Here is a 14,732-nt window from a genome sequence, read left to right on the forward strand (position 1 = left end):
AAAAAAGTTGGTCGGCCGTCCAGCGTGCTCAGCTGGGCCGACACAGCTGGGCAAAGCTGTGTTCGCGACCACAATTCGATCGCGGATGTGAGCCACAGCACTTTCGGATGTGCAGACTATGAGCGGGAACGTTGCATCCGCGTTGCATCTGCGCCGAGGCGCCGATCGAGTACCCGAATTTTGGCCTCGATCTGCGCATACAGCGGTGAATCGCGATCTATGGTCGCCCGGTACGCGACCCAGGCCGCGGCATCGTCGCGCCCTTCCGCACATGCGGTCCACCGACGCAGCACCGCGGCGTCACCGGAACCGAGCACCGCGGCGCGCAGCCGGACCCGAAGTTCATCGCGGATATCGATAATTCCCGGCGCGGTCGAGCGCGGCAGAACCGGACCCGCGTACAGGCGTAATGCGGTATCGACATCACCGGAATCGAGCGCGGCCCGCAGCGCCTCGATATCGGTTGCGATATGCACCCGCAACCGATAAGGGCGCGAACCGAATACGTTCGGGCCGACCACCGCGCGCAATCGCGACATGGCGGCGCGGATGGTGCCGTTGTCCAGATCCGTGTCGTCGAGCAGCAATGCGAGATGATCCGCGCCCAGCCCCTCCGGATGTTCGGCGAGCAGCAGCAGAATCTCGGCGTGCCGCTGCGACAACGGAACTCGATCACCCGCGACGGTCAGCAGCGGCTGTCCGAGCCCGAGCACATCCAGACCCAATCGCGCCGCCGCGATTTCACCGGTCGAACTCGCCGCCCCGCGCTGACCCGCACGCATCGCGGTCAGCAGCAGATCCATTTCGGCCGCGGTCGAGGTCGCCTTCACCAAGGCCAGAATCTCCGGCTTCGCCACCCGCACGCCCCCGGCGATCATCAGCACCCCGACCAGCCTGCCGTCGGGATCGTGCACCGGCGCCGCGGCACCGGTGATCTGATGCATCCGATGCAGAAAGTGTTCGGGCCCATGGATCCACGCGGCCCGCCCGGTGCGCACCACCAGGCCGACGGCATTCGTGCCGATGCGGCGTTCGCTGAGATCATCGCCTGCGCGCAGACCGATTTCGGCGGCGGCATCGATCTGATCGGGATTGCCGTGCACCCACAGCACCCGGCCGAACTGATCGGCGACCGCGACGATCAAACCCGTTCTGGCCGTGTCCTGTACGAGCAATTTGTCGATCAACGGCATCAATGCGGCAATCGGATGCGCGTCGCGGTAGCGCTGCAGATCCGCGCCGCGCAGACCGCGCCCGTCGAGCGTATCCATCGGGTCGACGCCGCCGCGAACACTGCGCAACCAGGATTCGAGCACGACGGGACGCAACAGACCGGCAAGCTGCGACAGCTGCTCGCCACCCGCGCTAAGATATCCGTGTGCTTGTGCGGCATAGGCTTCCAGTGCGCCGAGCTGAGTGCCGGGTTCGACGCTGTGCCGTGGGGGCCGCCCACCTGCAAGATTGCTGACCATTTGCCTTTCTTTCCGCCCCAAACTGTACCGGCGCGCATAACTCGGACAGGGGCGGTTGCCTTCGTTTGTCCGCCAGGTCACACCACATTCAGACCTCGCGCAAATGTGACCTACCCATCTTCCAGACCCCCTGGGTGAGGTACTCGGCGACGCGTTCGGCGATCAGTACCGTCGTCGCCTGCGGACCGCGACTCAGCGGCACCGGAACAACGGAAAGATCCACCACGGATAAACCGGTCGTGCCGTGCACTCGGCACTGCTCATCGACCACCGCGCGCTCATCGTCCGCACCGCCCATTCGGCAGGTGCCCGACAGATGTTGCGAAGTAGCCAGATTCGCGTGCAGCCATGCGTCATCCGGTATCGATTCCGGCGGGCGCACCATCGGTATCGCATGCAATATCTCGCGCGCCGCGGTAACCGCCTCCCGTAACCGAATCCGATCCGCCGACTCCGATAAGTAGCGGTAATCGATGTGCGGCGGCACGGTCGGATCGGCGGAACGGAGCCGGAGCACGCCTTCGGAATGCGGACGCATGAGCGCCACACCCAAACGTTGGGTATACGGGGTAAACGTTACGGCGTACGGACGGATTTCGACATCGTCGAGTTCCAGCACATATTCCAGCGGGATGCCTTCGACAGTCGCGTGCGACGGATCGAAGCGGTAGTCGATGCCGATCTCGGGGTGATCGCTGAACCCGGCACCGACGGGCGCGGGATGCACCACCGGAATATCGAGCGCCCGAAGTCGTTCCGGATCGCCGACACCCGAGCGCAACAGCAGCGCGGCGGATTCGATTGCGCCCGCGCACAACACGATGCGATCCGCGTCGAGTGCGCCCGGCTTGCCCTCGTGCACATAGTCCACGCCGATGGCGCGCGTGCCGTGGAAACGGATGCGGGTCACCAGTACGGCGCCGGTCACCGTGAGATTCGGTCGCGCGAGCGCGGGCGCGAGATATGCCGATCCGGTGTCGACGCGCCGACCGTCCTCGATATTCCACGGCACCGGCCCGAAACCATCGGCCGGACCCGTGCCGGGCAGTGCGTTCAGGTCAGGTGTGAACGGCAGGCCGAGTGCCGTACATGCCGAGGCGAATTCGCAGCTCAGGGGCGCGGGAACAGCGGGGCGACGCACCGGTATCGGGCCTGCCGTACCGTGTCCCGGCTGGTCGCCGAAGTCGTGGTCGCGCTCGAGTCGGCGATAGGCGGGCAGGACGGCATCGAAGGACCAGCCGTCGAGTTCCTTGCTCCACGCGGCGAAATCCGCGGCCGTCGCCCGCACGAAGTAGCCGCCGTTGACCGCACCCGATCCGCCGATCACTTTGCCGCGCACGATATTCCCGGTGACCGCACCTGCCAGCGTGACGGGATATCGCCACACCCACGGTGATTCGTGCCCGATCGGCATCCGAGTCGCATCGAGCAGTGCCGCCGGATCGGCCGACACCGGCCCCGCCTCCAGCAGCCGCACCTGATGCTCCGGGTCCGCGCTCAGCCGGGCCGCCAGTACACACCCGGCCGAACCACCACCGACGATCAGTGTGTCGATCATCTACATCAGCTCATCCGGTGGTACAGCCATTACACGTTCGATTCAGCTCCGGGGCGTACTCGGCTTGAGCGATTCCAGGCTGCGCGCGCGGAATGCGCCGAGCCACAAGCCCGTTCCGTAGGCGATATCGTCCATCCGCTTGTAGGCCACGTAGCGGAACGGGTCGAGCCCGCCCGCGTCGCGATGGGTGAACCAGTCGGCCAGACCGTCCGCCACCGCCATGGTGACCGCGATGCGCCGGACCCGCCGGGAAAGAATCATCGCCAACATGGTGACCGGCCAATAGTGCCGGCACATCGCCGAGGCCAGTCGCCAGATACCCGCGAAATAGCCGCGCGCCAGATAGATCGCCGCGATCCGGGTCGGGTTGTCCAGTCCGGTGAAAACCCGGCGTAGTCGGGCCAGCGCGGTCACCAGGGTGATGAGTCCGCCGAGCAGTCCCCACTTCGTCAGCGTGGCGAACAGCATGGTCGCGACCACCGTCCAGAACGGCACCGACAGCGGCGTCACCATGCCCGCATGCCGCTCGCCCAGCGGCGCGGCCCCGGTGCCGTAGAACAGCTTGCGACCGAACCAGGCGCGGAACGAGATTCGATGATCGTGCGCGACGTGCGCCGCAGGCTCATAGCGCAGCCGCCAGCCCGCCTGCTCCAGCCGCCAGCACAGATCGACGTCCTCGGCCACCTGCATCGTCTCGTCGAACCCGTCCTGCGCGAGCAGCGCCCTGCGGCGCACGAGCATGGCCGCGCTCGGCACATACGAGACCAATCCGCGCGACTGCACGGCCGATTCGCGCCGACCGAGATCGAGCGAGGAGCGGGTGTGCTCATAGCGCGCGAGCGCGTTCGACTCCGGATCCAGCGCGACGATCCGCGGCGCGACCAGCGCGACCTCCGGATCGCTGAAGTGTCCGAGCATCACCTCGAGCCAGCCGCTGCGCGGAACCACATCGGAGTCCAGGAAGGCGACGAAGTCGGTTGTCGCGGCCCGCAACCCGGCATTGCGCGCGGCCGCCGGGCCCTGTCTGCGGTCGTGGCGCAGCACGGTCACCCGGCAGCGGGTGCCGCGGTTGCGCGGGATCTCGACAGGCTGATCCGAACCGTCGTCGACGACGATCACATTGTGTCCGCGCAATGCCGCGAGCAATCGGGCGAGGCCGTCGGCATTGTTGTGCAGTGGCACGATCACGGTCACATCGTCGAGGGACGGCAGCAAACGGGGGCGCGGATTACCGACGCCGGAGTCGAGCAGCCGTCTGGCAACAACGGCGGACTTCGGGCCGGTGACCTCGAGGTACCCGTCGCCGATCATCTCGGCGGCCTCCGGGGCAAGTCGCAGCAACCGGGCGGGTGAACCCCCGATCAGGATGCGTCCCCCGGAGTATGCGCGTACCCGTGGATCGATCCGCACCCCGAATCCGTCGGGTAGGCGATCGTGGCGCATTCCTGGCATGTTAGGCGGTGATTCGCGCATTGGCACCATCAGTCCGGAAAAAAGGACGGAATTCCGCACGAATCCGCCCGTGTGGCGCAAGAACTCCCGCCGAATCGTGTCTTCGGCGGGTCGCAAGCGACTCGCCGAAGACAGCTGGCAACGCGAGGGCAATCATCAATTTGCCACTCGATAGCCATCGTCGATCAACGGGATAGCGCATAACTGGCTACCGGCCCGGCATCAGTTCAGTGGACTTTCGTCGCAGGCCCGCGCGGGACGCCGCTCCGGCGAAAGGCGATCGGACGCGGGCCGAGATACCGACAGTGTCAGCGGAATCGGTCCCGACTTACGCGAACCGGGTCGGCTCGGCGCAGTGCGCCGGGAATGATCCACCGACGAACGCGGAATCATCCGCCCGGCATCGGCCAGCGCCGCCTCGCCATAGCCCTGGACGCATTCCGGATCCGGTCCGTCGGCGGGCAGGCCGGTGAAGAACTTCGCCGCCATGCAGCCACCGCGGCAGGAGTCGTAGTGCGCGCAGCCGGAGCACGCACCGCCGCCGCTCGGCTCGCGCAGTTCGACGAAGAGGTCCGACTCCTGCCACACGGTGCGGAAACCGCCTTCCGCCACCACATTTCCGGCGAGGAACTTGTCGTGGATGGCGAAGGGACAGGCATACACGTCGCCGAGCGGATCCACCAGGCAGACCACCCGGCCCGCGCCGCACATATTCAATCCGGGCAGCGCCGAACCGAAAGCGGAGAGATGGAAGAACGAGTCGCCGGTGAGCACGCCCTCGCCGTTGCGCACCAGCCAGTCGTAAAGCACCCGTTGCTGTTCCGGCAGCGGATGCAGTTCGTCCCACACATCGGCGCCGCGTCCCGAAGGCCGCAGGCGAGTCAAACGCAGTGTGGCGCCGTACTTGTCGGCGATCGCCTTGAACTCGTCGAGCTGGGCGATATTGTGCCGGGTCGCGACCACGGAGAGTTTCGCGTCCGCGAATCCCGCGGCCGCCAGATTCTCCAGCGCCCTGATGGCCATGGCATAGGAACCCGGTCCGCGCACGGCATCGTTGACCTCGGCGTCCGCGCCGTCCAAAGAAATCTGTACGTCCACATAGTCACTGGCGGCCAAGCGCGCGGCGACCTCGGGCGTGATGCGAACTCCGTTGGTGGAGAACTTCACTCCGACATGGTGCGCGGTCGCGTAGTCGACGAGCTCCCAGAAGTCCGGGCGCACAGTGGGTTCCCCGCCGCCGATATTGACGTAGAAGATCTGCATGCGCTCGAACTCGTCGATGAGCGCCTTGCACTGCTCGGTGCTCAGCTCACGCGGATCACGGCGGCCCGAGGACGACAGGCAGTGCACACAGGACAGATTGCAGGCGTAGGTCAACTCCCACGTCAGGCAGATCGGTGCGGCCAAACCGTTTTCGAATTTATCGATCAGTCGCCCGCCGGTGACGGCCGACGGCTGCCCGGCGAGCGGCAGCGGCGCGACCGCGGGGATCGGAGCACTGCCCGGCGCGGCCTGCCTGATCATGTCGGAGTCGGCCAGCTGATCCAATGCCCGGACATACTGTCCGGCTTGGTCATCCGTGACGCCCGCCGCATGCAGGGCCGCGCGTGCCGAGACATGCGCGGGCAGCGACCGCACGATCTCGAGTATCCGGGGACTCTTCAGAAACGAGAGCTTGCGGGTGCCGAAGTGGTAAAGCAGCGCGCCGAAGGACTCCGGCCGCAGCGCCACCCGCGGATGCAGCTCCCATCGGGTATCGAGATCGAGCATGGTCGCGGCGCCCGTCAGTAGACGCCGCACATACCGTCGATGGAGACCTCTTCGATGAGGGTCTCCTCGACCAGCGGCGCTTCCTCGATCGAACGGGACTCGGCCGCACCGATCCGTCCGGTGTTGTCGGTATCGGTGTGTCCGATGGATCCGTACTCCGGCATGCCTACCTCCGAGATGTGACCGGGTTCCGCGGCCACTGGTGTAGCCGTCATCACACAATAACGTCATGAGCTGACAAAATGGAACAGGGGAAGCGCAGCTCCCGCTCGACGCCCGCGCGGACGCACGCCGACCTACTCACAGCCGCGCGCTCTAGACTGCGGGTGGCAAGCAGCTGAACAGGACGTGACGGGCGATTCGACCCGCAGTGGTAGAGGTGGCATGGGAGTCGGACGAATGCAGACGAGCGGGGGCGGCGGCAATACGCTGTCGGAGTCCGAGATCGTCGAGGCCGCGTTGCGGGTGGTACGTGAGGACGGTGTGGAGAAGCTGTCGATGCGACGGCTCTCCCGTGAGCTCGGGGTTTCCCCGATGGCGCCGTACTACTACGTCGCGGATAAGCGCGAGTTGCTCGATCTCGTCGCCACCGCGGCGCTGACCGGAGTTCGCAAACCACCGGCCGATTCCGGACCGTGGCAGCAGCGGCTGCGCGATCTGATCGACCAGATCGATGAGAAGCTGCGCAAGCATCCCGGACTCGGCGATGTGCTGATCGAACAGATGCTGGGTAAACAGCTCGACCTGATCGCCGCGATCATGGAGATCCTGCTCGAGGCGGGTTTCAATGATCGCAATGTGCTCGCCGGGTACGCGACGATCCACACCTACCTGTTCGGCCGCCGCCGGGTGAATCCGCGGGAGCCGCAGCCGCTGGCGGATGTCGCACTGCCCGAATCGGTGGCACGAGCCACCAAATACATGCCGGACCTGCGCGGAAAGTACGCCTACGACTTCGGCATGGAGGTACTGATCGCGGGCCTGGAGGCCCAGCTTGTCCGTCAGCCCGATCCCGACGTACGATGAAACTGAAACACGTTCTAGTTTTGGTTCGGTTCGAGAGGACACCATGACCACCGTCGAGGTTCCACACGGTTCGCGATCGGTCGTGCTGCGGGTAGCCGCGGTCATCACCGAGACGCCGGACACCTGTTCGCTGGTCTTCGACGTCCCCGACGACCAGCGTGAGCGTTTCAGCTATCAGCCAGGACAGTTCCTCACACTGCGCATCCCGAGCGATTTGACCGGCTCGGTGGCCCGGTGCTACTCGCTGGCCAGCTCGCCGTACACCGACGACAAGCCCAAGGTGACCGTCAAGCGCACCGTGGGCGGCTACGGGTCGAACTGGGTGTGCGACAACGTCAAAGCGGGCGACGCGATCGAAGTGCTGCCGCCCTCCGGTGTTTTCACGCCGAAGGATCTCGATGACGATCTGCTGCTGTTCGGCGCGGGCAGCGGCATCACGCCGGTGATGTCCATCTTGAAGTCGGCGCTGGCGCGCGGCGGCGGCCGAATCGTACTGATCTACGCCAATCGCGATCACGAGTCGGTGATCTTCGCGGGCGAGCTGCGTGAATTGGCCGAGAAGCATCCGCAGCGGCTCACCGTGATCCACTGGCTCGAGCACCTGCAGGGACTGCCGACCGCCGATGGTTTGGCCGCCCTGGTCGAGCCGTACACGAGCTACCACGCCTTCATGTGCGGGCCCAAGCCGTTCATGGACCGGGTGCACGACGCACTGGCCCAGCTCGAGGTGCCGCGCTCACGCACCCACGCCGAGGTGTTCAATTCCCTTGCCGGAGACCCGTTCGCGGATCAGGCGCCGGTCGCGGTGACCGACGCGGAGGCGGCCGATGCGGCCACCGTCGAGGTCGAACTCGACGGTGAGGTGCACGAGCTGAAGTGGCCGCGCAAGCAGACCCTGGTCGACATCATGCTGTCGAAGGGTCTGGATGTGCCGTACTCCTGCCAGGAGGGCGAATGCGGTTCCTGTGCGTGCACGGTACTCGAGGGCAAGGTCGAAATGGACAATGCCGAAATCCTCGATCCGGAGGATATCGAGAACGGCTATATCCTCGGCTGCCAGGCGCATCCGGTCACCGATCACCTGCGCATCCAATTCTGAGCCCCGGTGGTTTACAGCTCGCGATAGTGGACGCGTATGGCGGGATCGAGGCGTTCGGTCGCGTAACTCAGTGCGGTGCGGCCCATTTGCGCCGCGTGCTTGTCGAGGAAGCCGGTGAGCAGTTGCTCGTCGACGCGCTTGCCGACCTCGCGCAGCATCCAGCCGAGCGCCTTCTGGATCAGGTCGCGGCGGTCGCCGAGTAGCCGTTCACCGAGTTCGAAGGTGGTCGAGGCATCGCCCGCCTTGATGAACGCGAAGGTTGTCAGCAGCGCTACCCGGCGCTCCCAGAGCGAGTCCGCGCCCGCGAGTTCGAAGAGCAGGTCGCGGGGTCGGTCGAGTAGCCATGGGCCGATGACGTTTTCGGCGGACACATCGACCAGATCCCAGTTGTTCACCCGGCCTCGGCGCACCGCCGCGAGGTAGAACTCGACCATCGCCGCCTGCGCATCGATATCGAGCGTGCGCGGTTCGGCTGCCTCGGCGAATCTGGCATTGAGGATGATCAGCGCGGCCAGGCGGTCCTCGTGCACGGCACTGTTCAGCAGTGTGTCGATCTCGTCGAGCGGAAGTGCCGCAAAGCGTTTCGCGATCGATCGCGTCACGGGCACGCGCACACCGAGGAAGACATCGCCCTCGCCGTACTCACCGGGCCCGGTCTTGAAGAACCGCTGCAAATGGATGGCATCGGCCGGATCGGCGACCTCGGCCAGCGCCGCATGCACATCGGCGGCGGTCGGCAGCGCCGCGCTACCCCTGGGCACCCAGAATCCGCCCCGACTCGAAAGCAGCCGCGCTGGTGGGCAATTCACCAGGCCGACCGCTGTTCAGCACCCGCACCTCGCCATTGCCTGTGGTCGGCCGGTCGAGTGCCGCCATGCGCCGAATCGTCTGCGCCGCAACGGCTTGCGCACTGTCGAACAGTCGCACGCCATCCGGCAGTGCGGCTACAATCGCATCGATGACCAGCGGATAGTGCGTGCAGCCGAGCACCACACCCTCCACATCGTCCGGCGTCTGTTCGGCCGCGCGCGCAATCGAATCACGGGCCGCGACCAGATCACCGCGATCGATCGAATCCGCCAGACCAGGGCAGGCGATGCCGACCACCTTCGCATCGCCGCCGAAGCGGGCGATCAGATCGGCCTGATATCGGCTGGCCGTGGTCGCCGCGGTCGCCCACACCGCGACCGATTTGCATACCGCCGCGGCGGGTTTGATCGCGGGAACCGTGCCGACCACCGGAATGCCCGGCCCGACCTCGGCGCGAACCTTGTCCAGGGCGGTGACGCTGGCCGTATTGCACGGCAGCACGAGCACTTCCGCGCCGAGCCGCACCGAGCTCCGGGCGGCGTCGACCACCCGGTCGGTCACCCACTGCTCCGGCTTGGGACCCCACGGCGCGCCATCGGGGTCCAACTGGAGTAGCAGGTCGACATCGGGCCGCAGCTTGCGCAGCCAGGCGGCCGTGGGCAGCAACCCCAGCCCGGAATCGATGAGCGCGACGATCACCCGACCACCGTATTACAACGGCACAATCGCTACGGCTGGGCGGCCTCGAGCAGGTCCGCGATCGGCGCACCTGCGGCGATCTTCGCGCGGACCTTCATCACCTGAGCGGTCTTTCCGGCACCGACCACACCGGTCAGATTGCCGTGCTGCGAGTAGTAGGCGAGGAATTTGCGGCCGTCGTCGGAGACGATGTGGATCTCGTCATCAGCGCTCGGGGTGCCCAGCGCCTGGATCTTCACGTCGTACTGATCGCTCCAGAAGTACGGCACCCGTGCCGCGGTCGGCAGTTCCGCGCCCAGCAGCGCACACGCCAGCAGCCGCGCCTGCTCACCGGCATTGGTCCAGTGCTCGACGCGCTTGCGCTGCCCGGTCTCGTGCAGCCAGGCCGACACATCGCCGACCGCCCACACACCCTCGACCGAGGTGCGTCCCACCTCGTCCGCGAGTACACCGCCACCGGCCGACGGTTCGGCGAGTGCGATACCGGAATCGGCGAGCCATTCGGTGACCGGCCGTGAACCCACACCGATTACCACCAGATCGGCGGTCACCTCGCTGCCGTCGGAGAGCCGGGCGCCGCACACTCGATCGTCAACAGAGAGGAAGGTGTCCAGGCCGGTTTCACAGCGCAGATCGACGCCCTCGTCACGATGCATGCGGGCGACCAGCGCACCGATCTCGGCGCCGAGCACCGAGGCCAGCGGCGTCGGCTGCGGCTCCACGAGTACGACCTCCACGCCGCTGGCCCGGAAGCTCGCCGCGAGTTCACAACCGATGAATCCGGCCCCGACCACCAGGGCGGTACCCGCACCGGACAATTCGTCGCGCAGTGCGGCGGCGTCGGCATAGCCGCGCAGGACATGCACGCCCTTCAGATCCGGCAGCCCGGGCAGGCGACGCGGCCGCAGACCGGTCGCGATGATCAGCTGGTCGTAGTCGAGCGTGCCGCCGTCGGCCAGGCGAACCTGGCGCGCGGCGGTGTCGACACCGACCGCCTCGGTATTCAGCCGCAGGTCGATCTGCTTCTCGTCGAAGAATTCGGCGGGGCGCAGGGTGGTGTCGTCGGTTTCGCCGCGCACGAACTGCTTGGACAGCGGCGGGCGATCGTAGGGCAGCCGCGACTCCTCACCGACGAGGAGCAGTTCACCCTCGTACCCGGCGCGGCGCAATTCCTCCGCCGTGCGCAAACCGGCCAGACCAGCTCCGATGATCACAATCGGCCCGCTCATGCCTCCACCTCGCTGCTGCTCGGCTCCGGCCCACCCGGCTGTATCTTTGGTTCGCTCGCAGCGCTCCCTCACGCGACCTTCCCTTCGTAGTGCCTGGCAGGCGCCGGGTCGAGTTGGCATCCATCACCGAGGGTGACGCAGCTAACCCTAACCTTTGCTTGGGCGCGAATCGCCGTGACGGCCGTCACTCCACACTGCCCGACCTATCGGTGCGCAATCGTATCCATACCTATATTGATCGGTCGGTCAATCAGAGTTAGATCTGAGTAAGGAGAACAATTCAGAGCCTGAGGAGGCACCCCATGTTCACCGAAAGTCGCGCGCAGGACTTCCTGGCCGTTGTGCTGGGCGTCTTCACCGCGCTGTCACCCCTGTGGGTGACCCACAACGACAACGCCATGTGGACGCTGATCGTGCTCGGCGTACTCATCGCTCTCACCGGCCTGGCGCAGATGTATCGAGCGAGCCTGACGGCCGCCGACTACGCGATGGGCCTGTTCGGCGCGTTGCTATTCATCTCCCCGTGGGCGATGGACTACACCGACTACCGCGGCGCATCCTGGACCGCATGGGTAGTGGGCGTGGTGACGGTAGTGGTCGCGGTGGCGGCGCTGCCGACGGTGTCGGGCCGGTTACACGACATGGCGCCGCATCACTGATGCAGATGCCGAAAGCCCGGCGAGGCGGGCGTCGTCGTAGCGCGAAAGTCGACGGCGACGCCCGTCAGCTCATTCTCGATGCCGCGGAAAAACTCTTCGCGGCACAGGGATTCGACGCGACCGCGACAGCGGCCATTGCCGAGGGCGCCGGTGTCCCCAAGGGTCTGGTCTTCTATTACTTCCCCACCAAGGATTCGATCCTGTCCGCGCTGATGGCCGAGCGAGTGCCCGCCCAGCCGATCGCCGATATCGGCACCGTGGTCACACCGGGCGATCCCGCGGCCAGTCTGATCAATCTCGACGCCGCGCTCAATCTGCGCGATCACCATTCGTCCGTGCTGCGCGTGATCATGTGGCGCGAGGCCGATACCCATCCCGACGTGCGCCGGCAATTGCGCCGCCTGCGCGATCAACTGCTCGACGTCACCGCCAGGGTGCTGCAGGCCAGCGCGCCCGGCCCGGTCCAACCCGGCACGTTGCGCGCGTGTGCCGCGGCCTGGGTTTCGGCGATGTTCGCCATTGCCAGCAGCGATCGGCTGCATGCGCTCGACGGACTGCCGCTGCCGACAGCGGATGAAATCTGCAATGTCGCCCAGGTTGTCGCGGCGGGTATGACCCAGCTCGGCTGAGCACCTAAATCTGAAAGACTCGCGTTCTCCATACGAGTCAACGGTGCGTGATACAAGTTCCAATTGTGGAGATCAATCGAATTCTTCGAGATCTCACCGGTCTCGCGACGCGCGCAGTGCTTGTCGGCCTGCTGGTCGGCGCTTCGACGACAGTCCTGGTCGGAACCGAGGCCCAGGCCGCACCGATTTATCCGGATCCGGATCCGGACCCTTTCTATGCGGCGCCACCCGATCTGGCGAATAAGAAACCGGGCGACGTGCTCGGAACGCGGCAGTTGCCGCCCATATTGATCTTTCCCGATACCACCGTCACGCTGATCAAATTCCGTTCGACGAATTCCACCGGCCGACCGATCGCGGCGACGACCACGGTGCTGACACCGCGCTCACATCAACCCGATGGGCCTGTGCTGTCCTATCAGCACATCATCAACGGCCTCGGGACGAAGTGCGCGGTTTCCCGGGTGCTATATACCTCCGATCCGAATTTGCAGGTCCGCGAGGCGATATTGCTCAACGCCCTGCTGTTGAGCGGGTGGAGCATCGCGCTGCCCGATCACCTGGGACCGACCTTCGCCTACGGTGCGGCCCGGCTCGGCGGCCAGATCACCCTGGACGGCATTCGCGCCGTGCGCCGGGTTCCCGAACTCGCCGCCGCGCGCAGCCGGATCACGATGGCCGGATATTCCGGCGGCGGTATGGCCACCGCATTCGCCGCCGCGATGGCGCCGAAGTACGCACCGGAACTCGAGATCGCGGGCGCCGCGACCGGTGGCGTCCCGATGAATCTGGTGAAAGTGCTGGAGGCGGTCGAATTCAAACCGCATCCGGCATTCGGACTGCTGATGGCGGCCGCTATCGGACTGGAACGGGAATATCCGGACCGCTTTCCGATCAGCGACTATCTGAACACGCGCGGCGTGGCGGCACGCAAGGCCATCGCCAACGGCTGCACCAATGAAATCCTCACCACCGGTGCGGGACACAGCGTCCGGGATTACGCGAGCAGTATGACGATGATCGGCGACCGCAACGCCAGGGCCGTGGTCGAGGAGAACAGTCTGGAACTGTTCGACGGAATCCCGAAAATACCGATATTCGAATGGCATTCGCCCAGTGATCCGCTCATCCCGACCGATTCGATCCTGAATGTCGACCGCCGCTACTGCGCTGCCGGAGTGCCGCTACAGGCCGAACTGACCTACTCCCCCGAACACCTGAGCGCGGCCATCCTCGGCATCCCCTCGGTGCTCTCCTGGCTCGCCGCGCGCTTCCGCGGCGAACCGGCGCCGAGCAACTGCTAGTCGGCGAGAAAGGCGACAACATCGGGGACGAACCGCTTCACGACCCCGATATGCGTGGTTTCCGGGTAGATGATCAAGTGCGAGTCCGGGATTCCGTCGGCGGTGCGACGGAAGGTTTCGGTGCTGTAGGCGCCGTCGCGGTCGCCGCCGAGGACGAGGGTCGGCGCGGTGATCTCGCCGAGCCGACCGGCGAGGTCGAAGGAGTCCTCGGCACGGATGAAAGCCAGCGTGTCCGCCGGATTCTTCGGGCGTGCAAGGGGATCGGCCAACCACATACCCGCTGCGGCAATGCGCTGCGCGATCGGCGAGGTGGAGCCGACGGCAGCCATATGGTGCAGTGCGCGCCTACCCGCATAGGCCGCCTCGCCGTATGCCAGTTGCGCCGCGCGGGTGGCATTTTCCAGGGTGTAGCCAGATGAGGCGATGATCAACCGGCGCACCGCGCCAGGTCGATCCGCCGCGAGTTGCAGCGCAAGCGATCCACCCGAGGAGACACCGAGAACATCGACAGGCGTGCCGAATTCGGCCAGCAATGCGTCCGCGTGCTCGGCGGCGATATCGGCCATCGTCGTACCCTCGGCCATACCGGGCGCGCGGTTCACCGCATACACCCGGAAATGCGCCGCGAGCGGTGCCAACGTCTTGATTTCGGACTGCCGCATCCACCCCGTCGGATTGGCATGATCCGGGGTGAACCACCGCAGGAATACCAGCGGCCGCCCGGCTCCGAGCGCAAGATACGGCATGCCGTGCACCAACGTCCCCTCGGTGACGTCGAGCGCGCTGGTCAGCGCCGAACTCCTCATCGCATCCTCCGATCAACCGGTCTTTACCCCTTTTGCCCAACGTTAACCAAAGTGGCGGTGGCGCGCGATGACCACCGACGTCATGGACAGGAATACCGTTCCCCGGCAGGACGCACCGAAAACCCGAGCGGCGCCGCCCCTTTCGATGCGGCGCCCGAAATGCCGAACGGCGCCGCCCCTTTCGGAGCGACGCCGTTCGAAAGCGATTCAGGGAATCAC

14 protein-coding genes are annotated in these 14,732 nt (G+C 66.0%); 5 read left to right on the top strand and 9 right to left on the bottom strand.

All coding sequences use genetic code 11. The annotated features are described in order from the left end of the window. Nucleotides 1-116 precede the first annotated feature (116 nt). The 5 genes from NP3_RS01735 to mftA form a co-directional block, all read right to left on the bottom strand. A complete protein-coding gene (locus NP3_RS01735) occupies nucleotides 117-1,472 on the bottom strand; it encodes a GAF domain-containing protein (protein WP_063037071.1) in 1,356 nt (451 codons plus the stop codon). 88 nt (nucleotides 1,473-1,560) lie between these two features. Continuing rightward, nucleotides 1,561-3,030 carry a mycofactocin dehydrogenase MftG gene (mftG, locus tag NP3_RS01740; RefSeq protein WP_063037073.1) on the bottom strand — a complete coding sequence of 490 codons (1,470 nt, stop codon included), beginning with the start codon at nucleotides 3,028-3,030 and terminating at the stop codon, nucleotides 1,561-1,563. Between the two features lie 42 nt (nucleotides 3,031-3,072). Then, nucleotides 3,073-4,473: a mycofactocin biosynthesis glycosyltransferase MftF gene (mftF, locus tag NP3_RS01745; protein WP_040695816.1), complete on the bottom strand. Its 1,401-nt coding sequence runs from the start codon at nucleotides 4,471-4,473 to the stop codon at nucleotides 3,073-3,075. A gap of 231 nt (nucleotides 4,474-4,704) precedes the next feature. After that, on the bottom strand, nucleotides 4,705-6,252 hold the full coding sequence (gene mftC, locus NP3_RS01750) for a mycofactocin radical SAM maturase (RefSeq protein WP_084508008.1): 1,548 nt from the start codon (nucleotides 6,250-6,252) through the stop codon (nucleotides 4,705-4,707). 14 nt (nucleotides 6,253-6,266) lie between these two features. After that, on the bottom strand, nucleotides 6,267-6,341 hold the full coding sequence (gene mftA, locus NP3_RS50200; protein ID WP_245720762.1) for a mycofactocin precursor MftA: 75 nt from the start codon (nucleotides 6,339-6,341) through the stop codon (nucleotides 6,267-6,269). 310 nt (nucleotides 6,342-6,651) lie between these two features. On the opposite strand from mftA, the gene mftR2 reads away from it, so the two are divergent. Both mftR2 and NP3_RS01765 read left to right on the top strand, forming a co-directional pair. Next, complete coding sequence (gene mftR2 / locus NP3_RS01760) at nucleotides 6,652-7,278, top strand: mycofactocin system transcriptional regulator MftR2 (RefSeq protein ID WP_063037099.1); 627 nt, start codon at nucleotides 6,652-6,654, stop codon at nucleotides 7,276-7,278. A gap of 43 nt (nucleotides 7,279-7,321) precedes the next feature. After that, a complete protein-coding gene (locus NP3_RS01765) occupies nucleotides 7,322-8,377 on the top strand; it encodes a ferredoxin--NADP reductase (RefSeq protein WP_063037077.1) in 1,056 nt (351 codons plus the stop codon). An 11-nt stretch (nucleotides 8,378-8,388) separates the two neighbouring features. Here NP3_RS01765 and NP3_RS01770 read toward each other — a convergent pair whose 3' ends face one another. The 3 genes from NP3_RS01770 to NP3_RS01780 are packed head-to-tail and all read right to left on the bottom strand — an operon-like array spanning nucleotide 8,389 to nucleotide 11,115. Further along, nucleotides 8,389-9,138, bottom strand: coding sequence for a DNA alkylation repair protein (locus tag NP3_RS01770; RefSeq protein ID WP_245720761.1), 750 nt, complete (start codon nucleotides 9,136-9,138; stop codon nucleotides 8,389-8,391). Next, nucleotides 9,125-9,886 carry a glutamate racemase gene (locus tag NP3_RS01775; protein ID WP_063037079.1) on the bottom strand — a complete coding sequence of 254 codons (762 nt, stop codon included), beginning with the start codon at nucleotides 9,884-9,886 and terminating at the stop codon, nucleotides 9,125-9,127. The genes NP3_RS01770 and NP3_RS01775 overlap by 14 nt, the downstream gene beginning before the upstream one ends. Before the next feature lie 29 nt (nucleotides 9,887-9,915). Beyond that, complete coding sequence (locus NP3_RS01780; RefSeq protein ID WP_063037081.1) at nucleotides 9,916-11,115, bottom strand: NAD(P)/FAD-dependent oxidoreductase; 1,200 nt, start codon at nucleotides 11,113-11,115, stop codon at nucleotides 9,916-9,918. A 302-nt stretch (nucleotides 11,116-11,417) separates the two neighbouring features. On the opposite strand from NP3_RS01780, the gene NP3_RS01785 reads away from it, so the two are divergent. The 3 genes from NP3_RS01785 to NP3_RS01795 all read left to right on the top strand — a co-directional run bounded on the left by NP3_RS01785 (nucleotide 11,418) and on the right by NP3_RS01795 (nucleotide 13,707). After that, complete coding sequence (locus NP3_RS01785; protein WP_063037083.1) at nucleotides 11,418-11,774, top strand: SPW repeat domain-containing protein; 357 nt, start codon at nucleotides 11,418-11,420, stop codon at nucleotides 11,772-11,774. Between the two features lie 5 nt (nucleotides 11,775-11,779). Continuing rightward, nucleotides 11,780-12,403 (top strand): TetR/AcrR family transcriptional regulator, encoded by a 624-nt coding sequence (locus NP3_RS01790; protein WP_157123988.1) that lies wholly within the window; start codon nucleotides 11,780-11,782, stop codon nucleotides 12,401-12,403. A gap of 116 nt (nucleotides 12,404-12,519) precedes the next feature. Further along, nucleotides 12,520-13,707, top strand: coding sequence for a lipase family protein (locus tag NP3_RS01795; protein ID WP_444980773.1), 1,188 nt, complete (start codon nucleotides 12,520-12,522; stop codon nucleotides 13,705-13,707). Here NP3_RS01795 and NP3_RS01800 read toward each other — a convergent pair. Then, complete coding sequence (locus NP3_RS01800) at nucleotides 13,704-14,513, bottom strand: alpha/beta fold hydrolase (protein WP_063037087.1); 810 nt, start codon at nucleotides 14,511-14,513, stop codon at nucleotides 13,704-13,706. The two genes, NP3_RS01795 and NP3_RS01800, sit on opposite strands and share 4 nt — an antisense overlap. Between the last annotated feature and the right edge of the window lie 219 nt (nucleotides 14,514-14,732).

This window comes from Nocardia pseudovaccinii NBRC 100343 (assembly GCF_001613225.1).
In the GTDB taxonomy this organism is placed as follows: Bacteria; Actinomycetota; Actinomycetes; order Mycobacteriales; family Mycobacteriaceae; genus Nocardia; species Nocardia pseudovaccinii.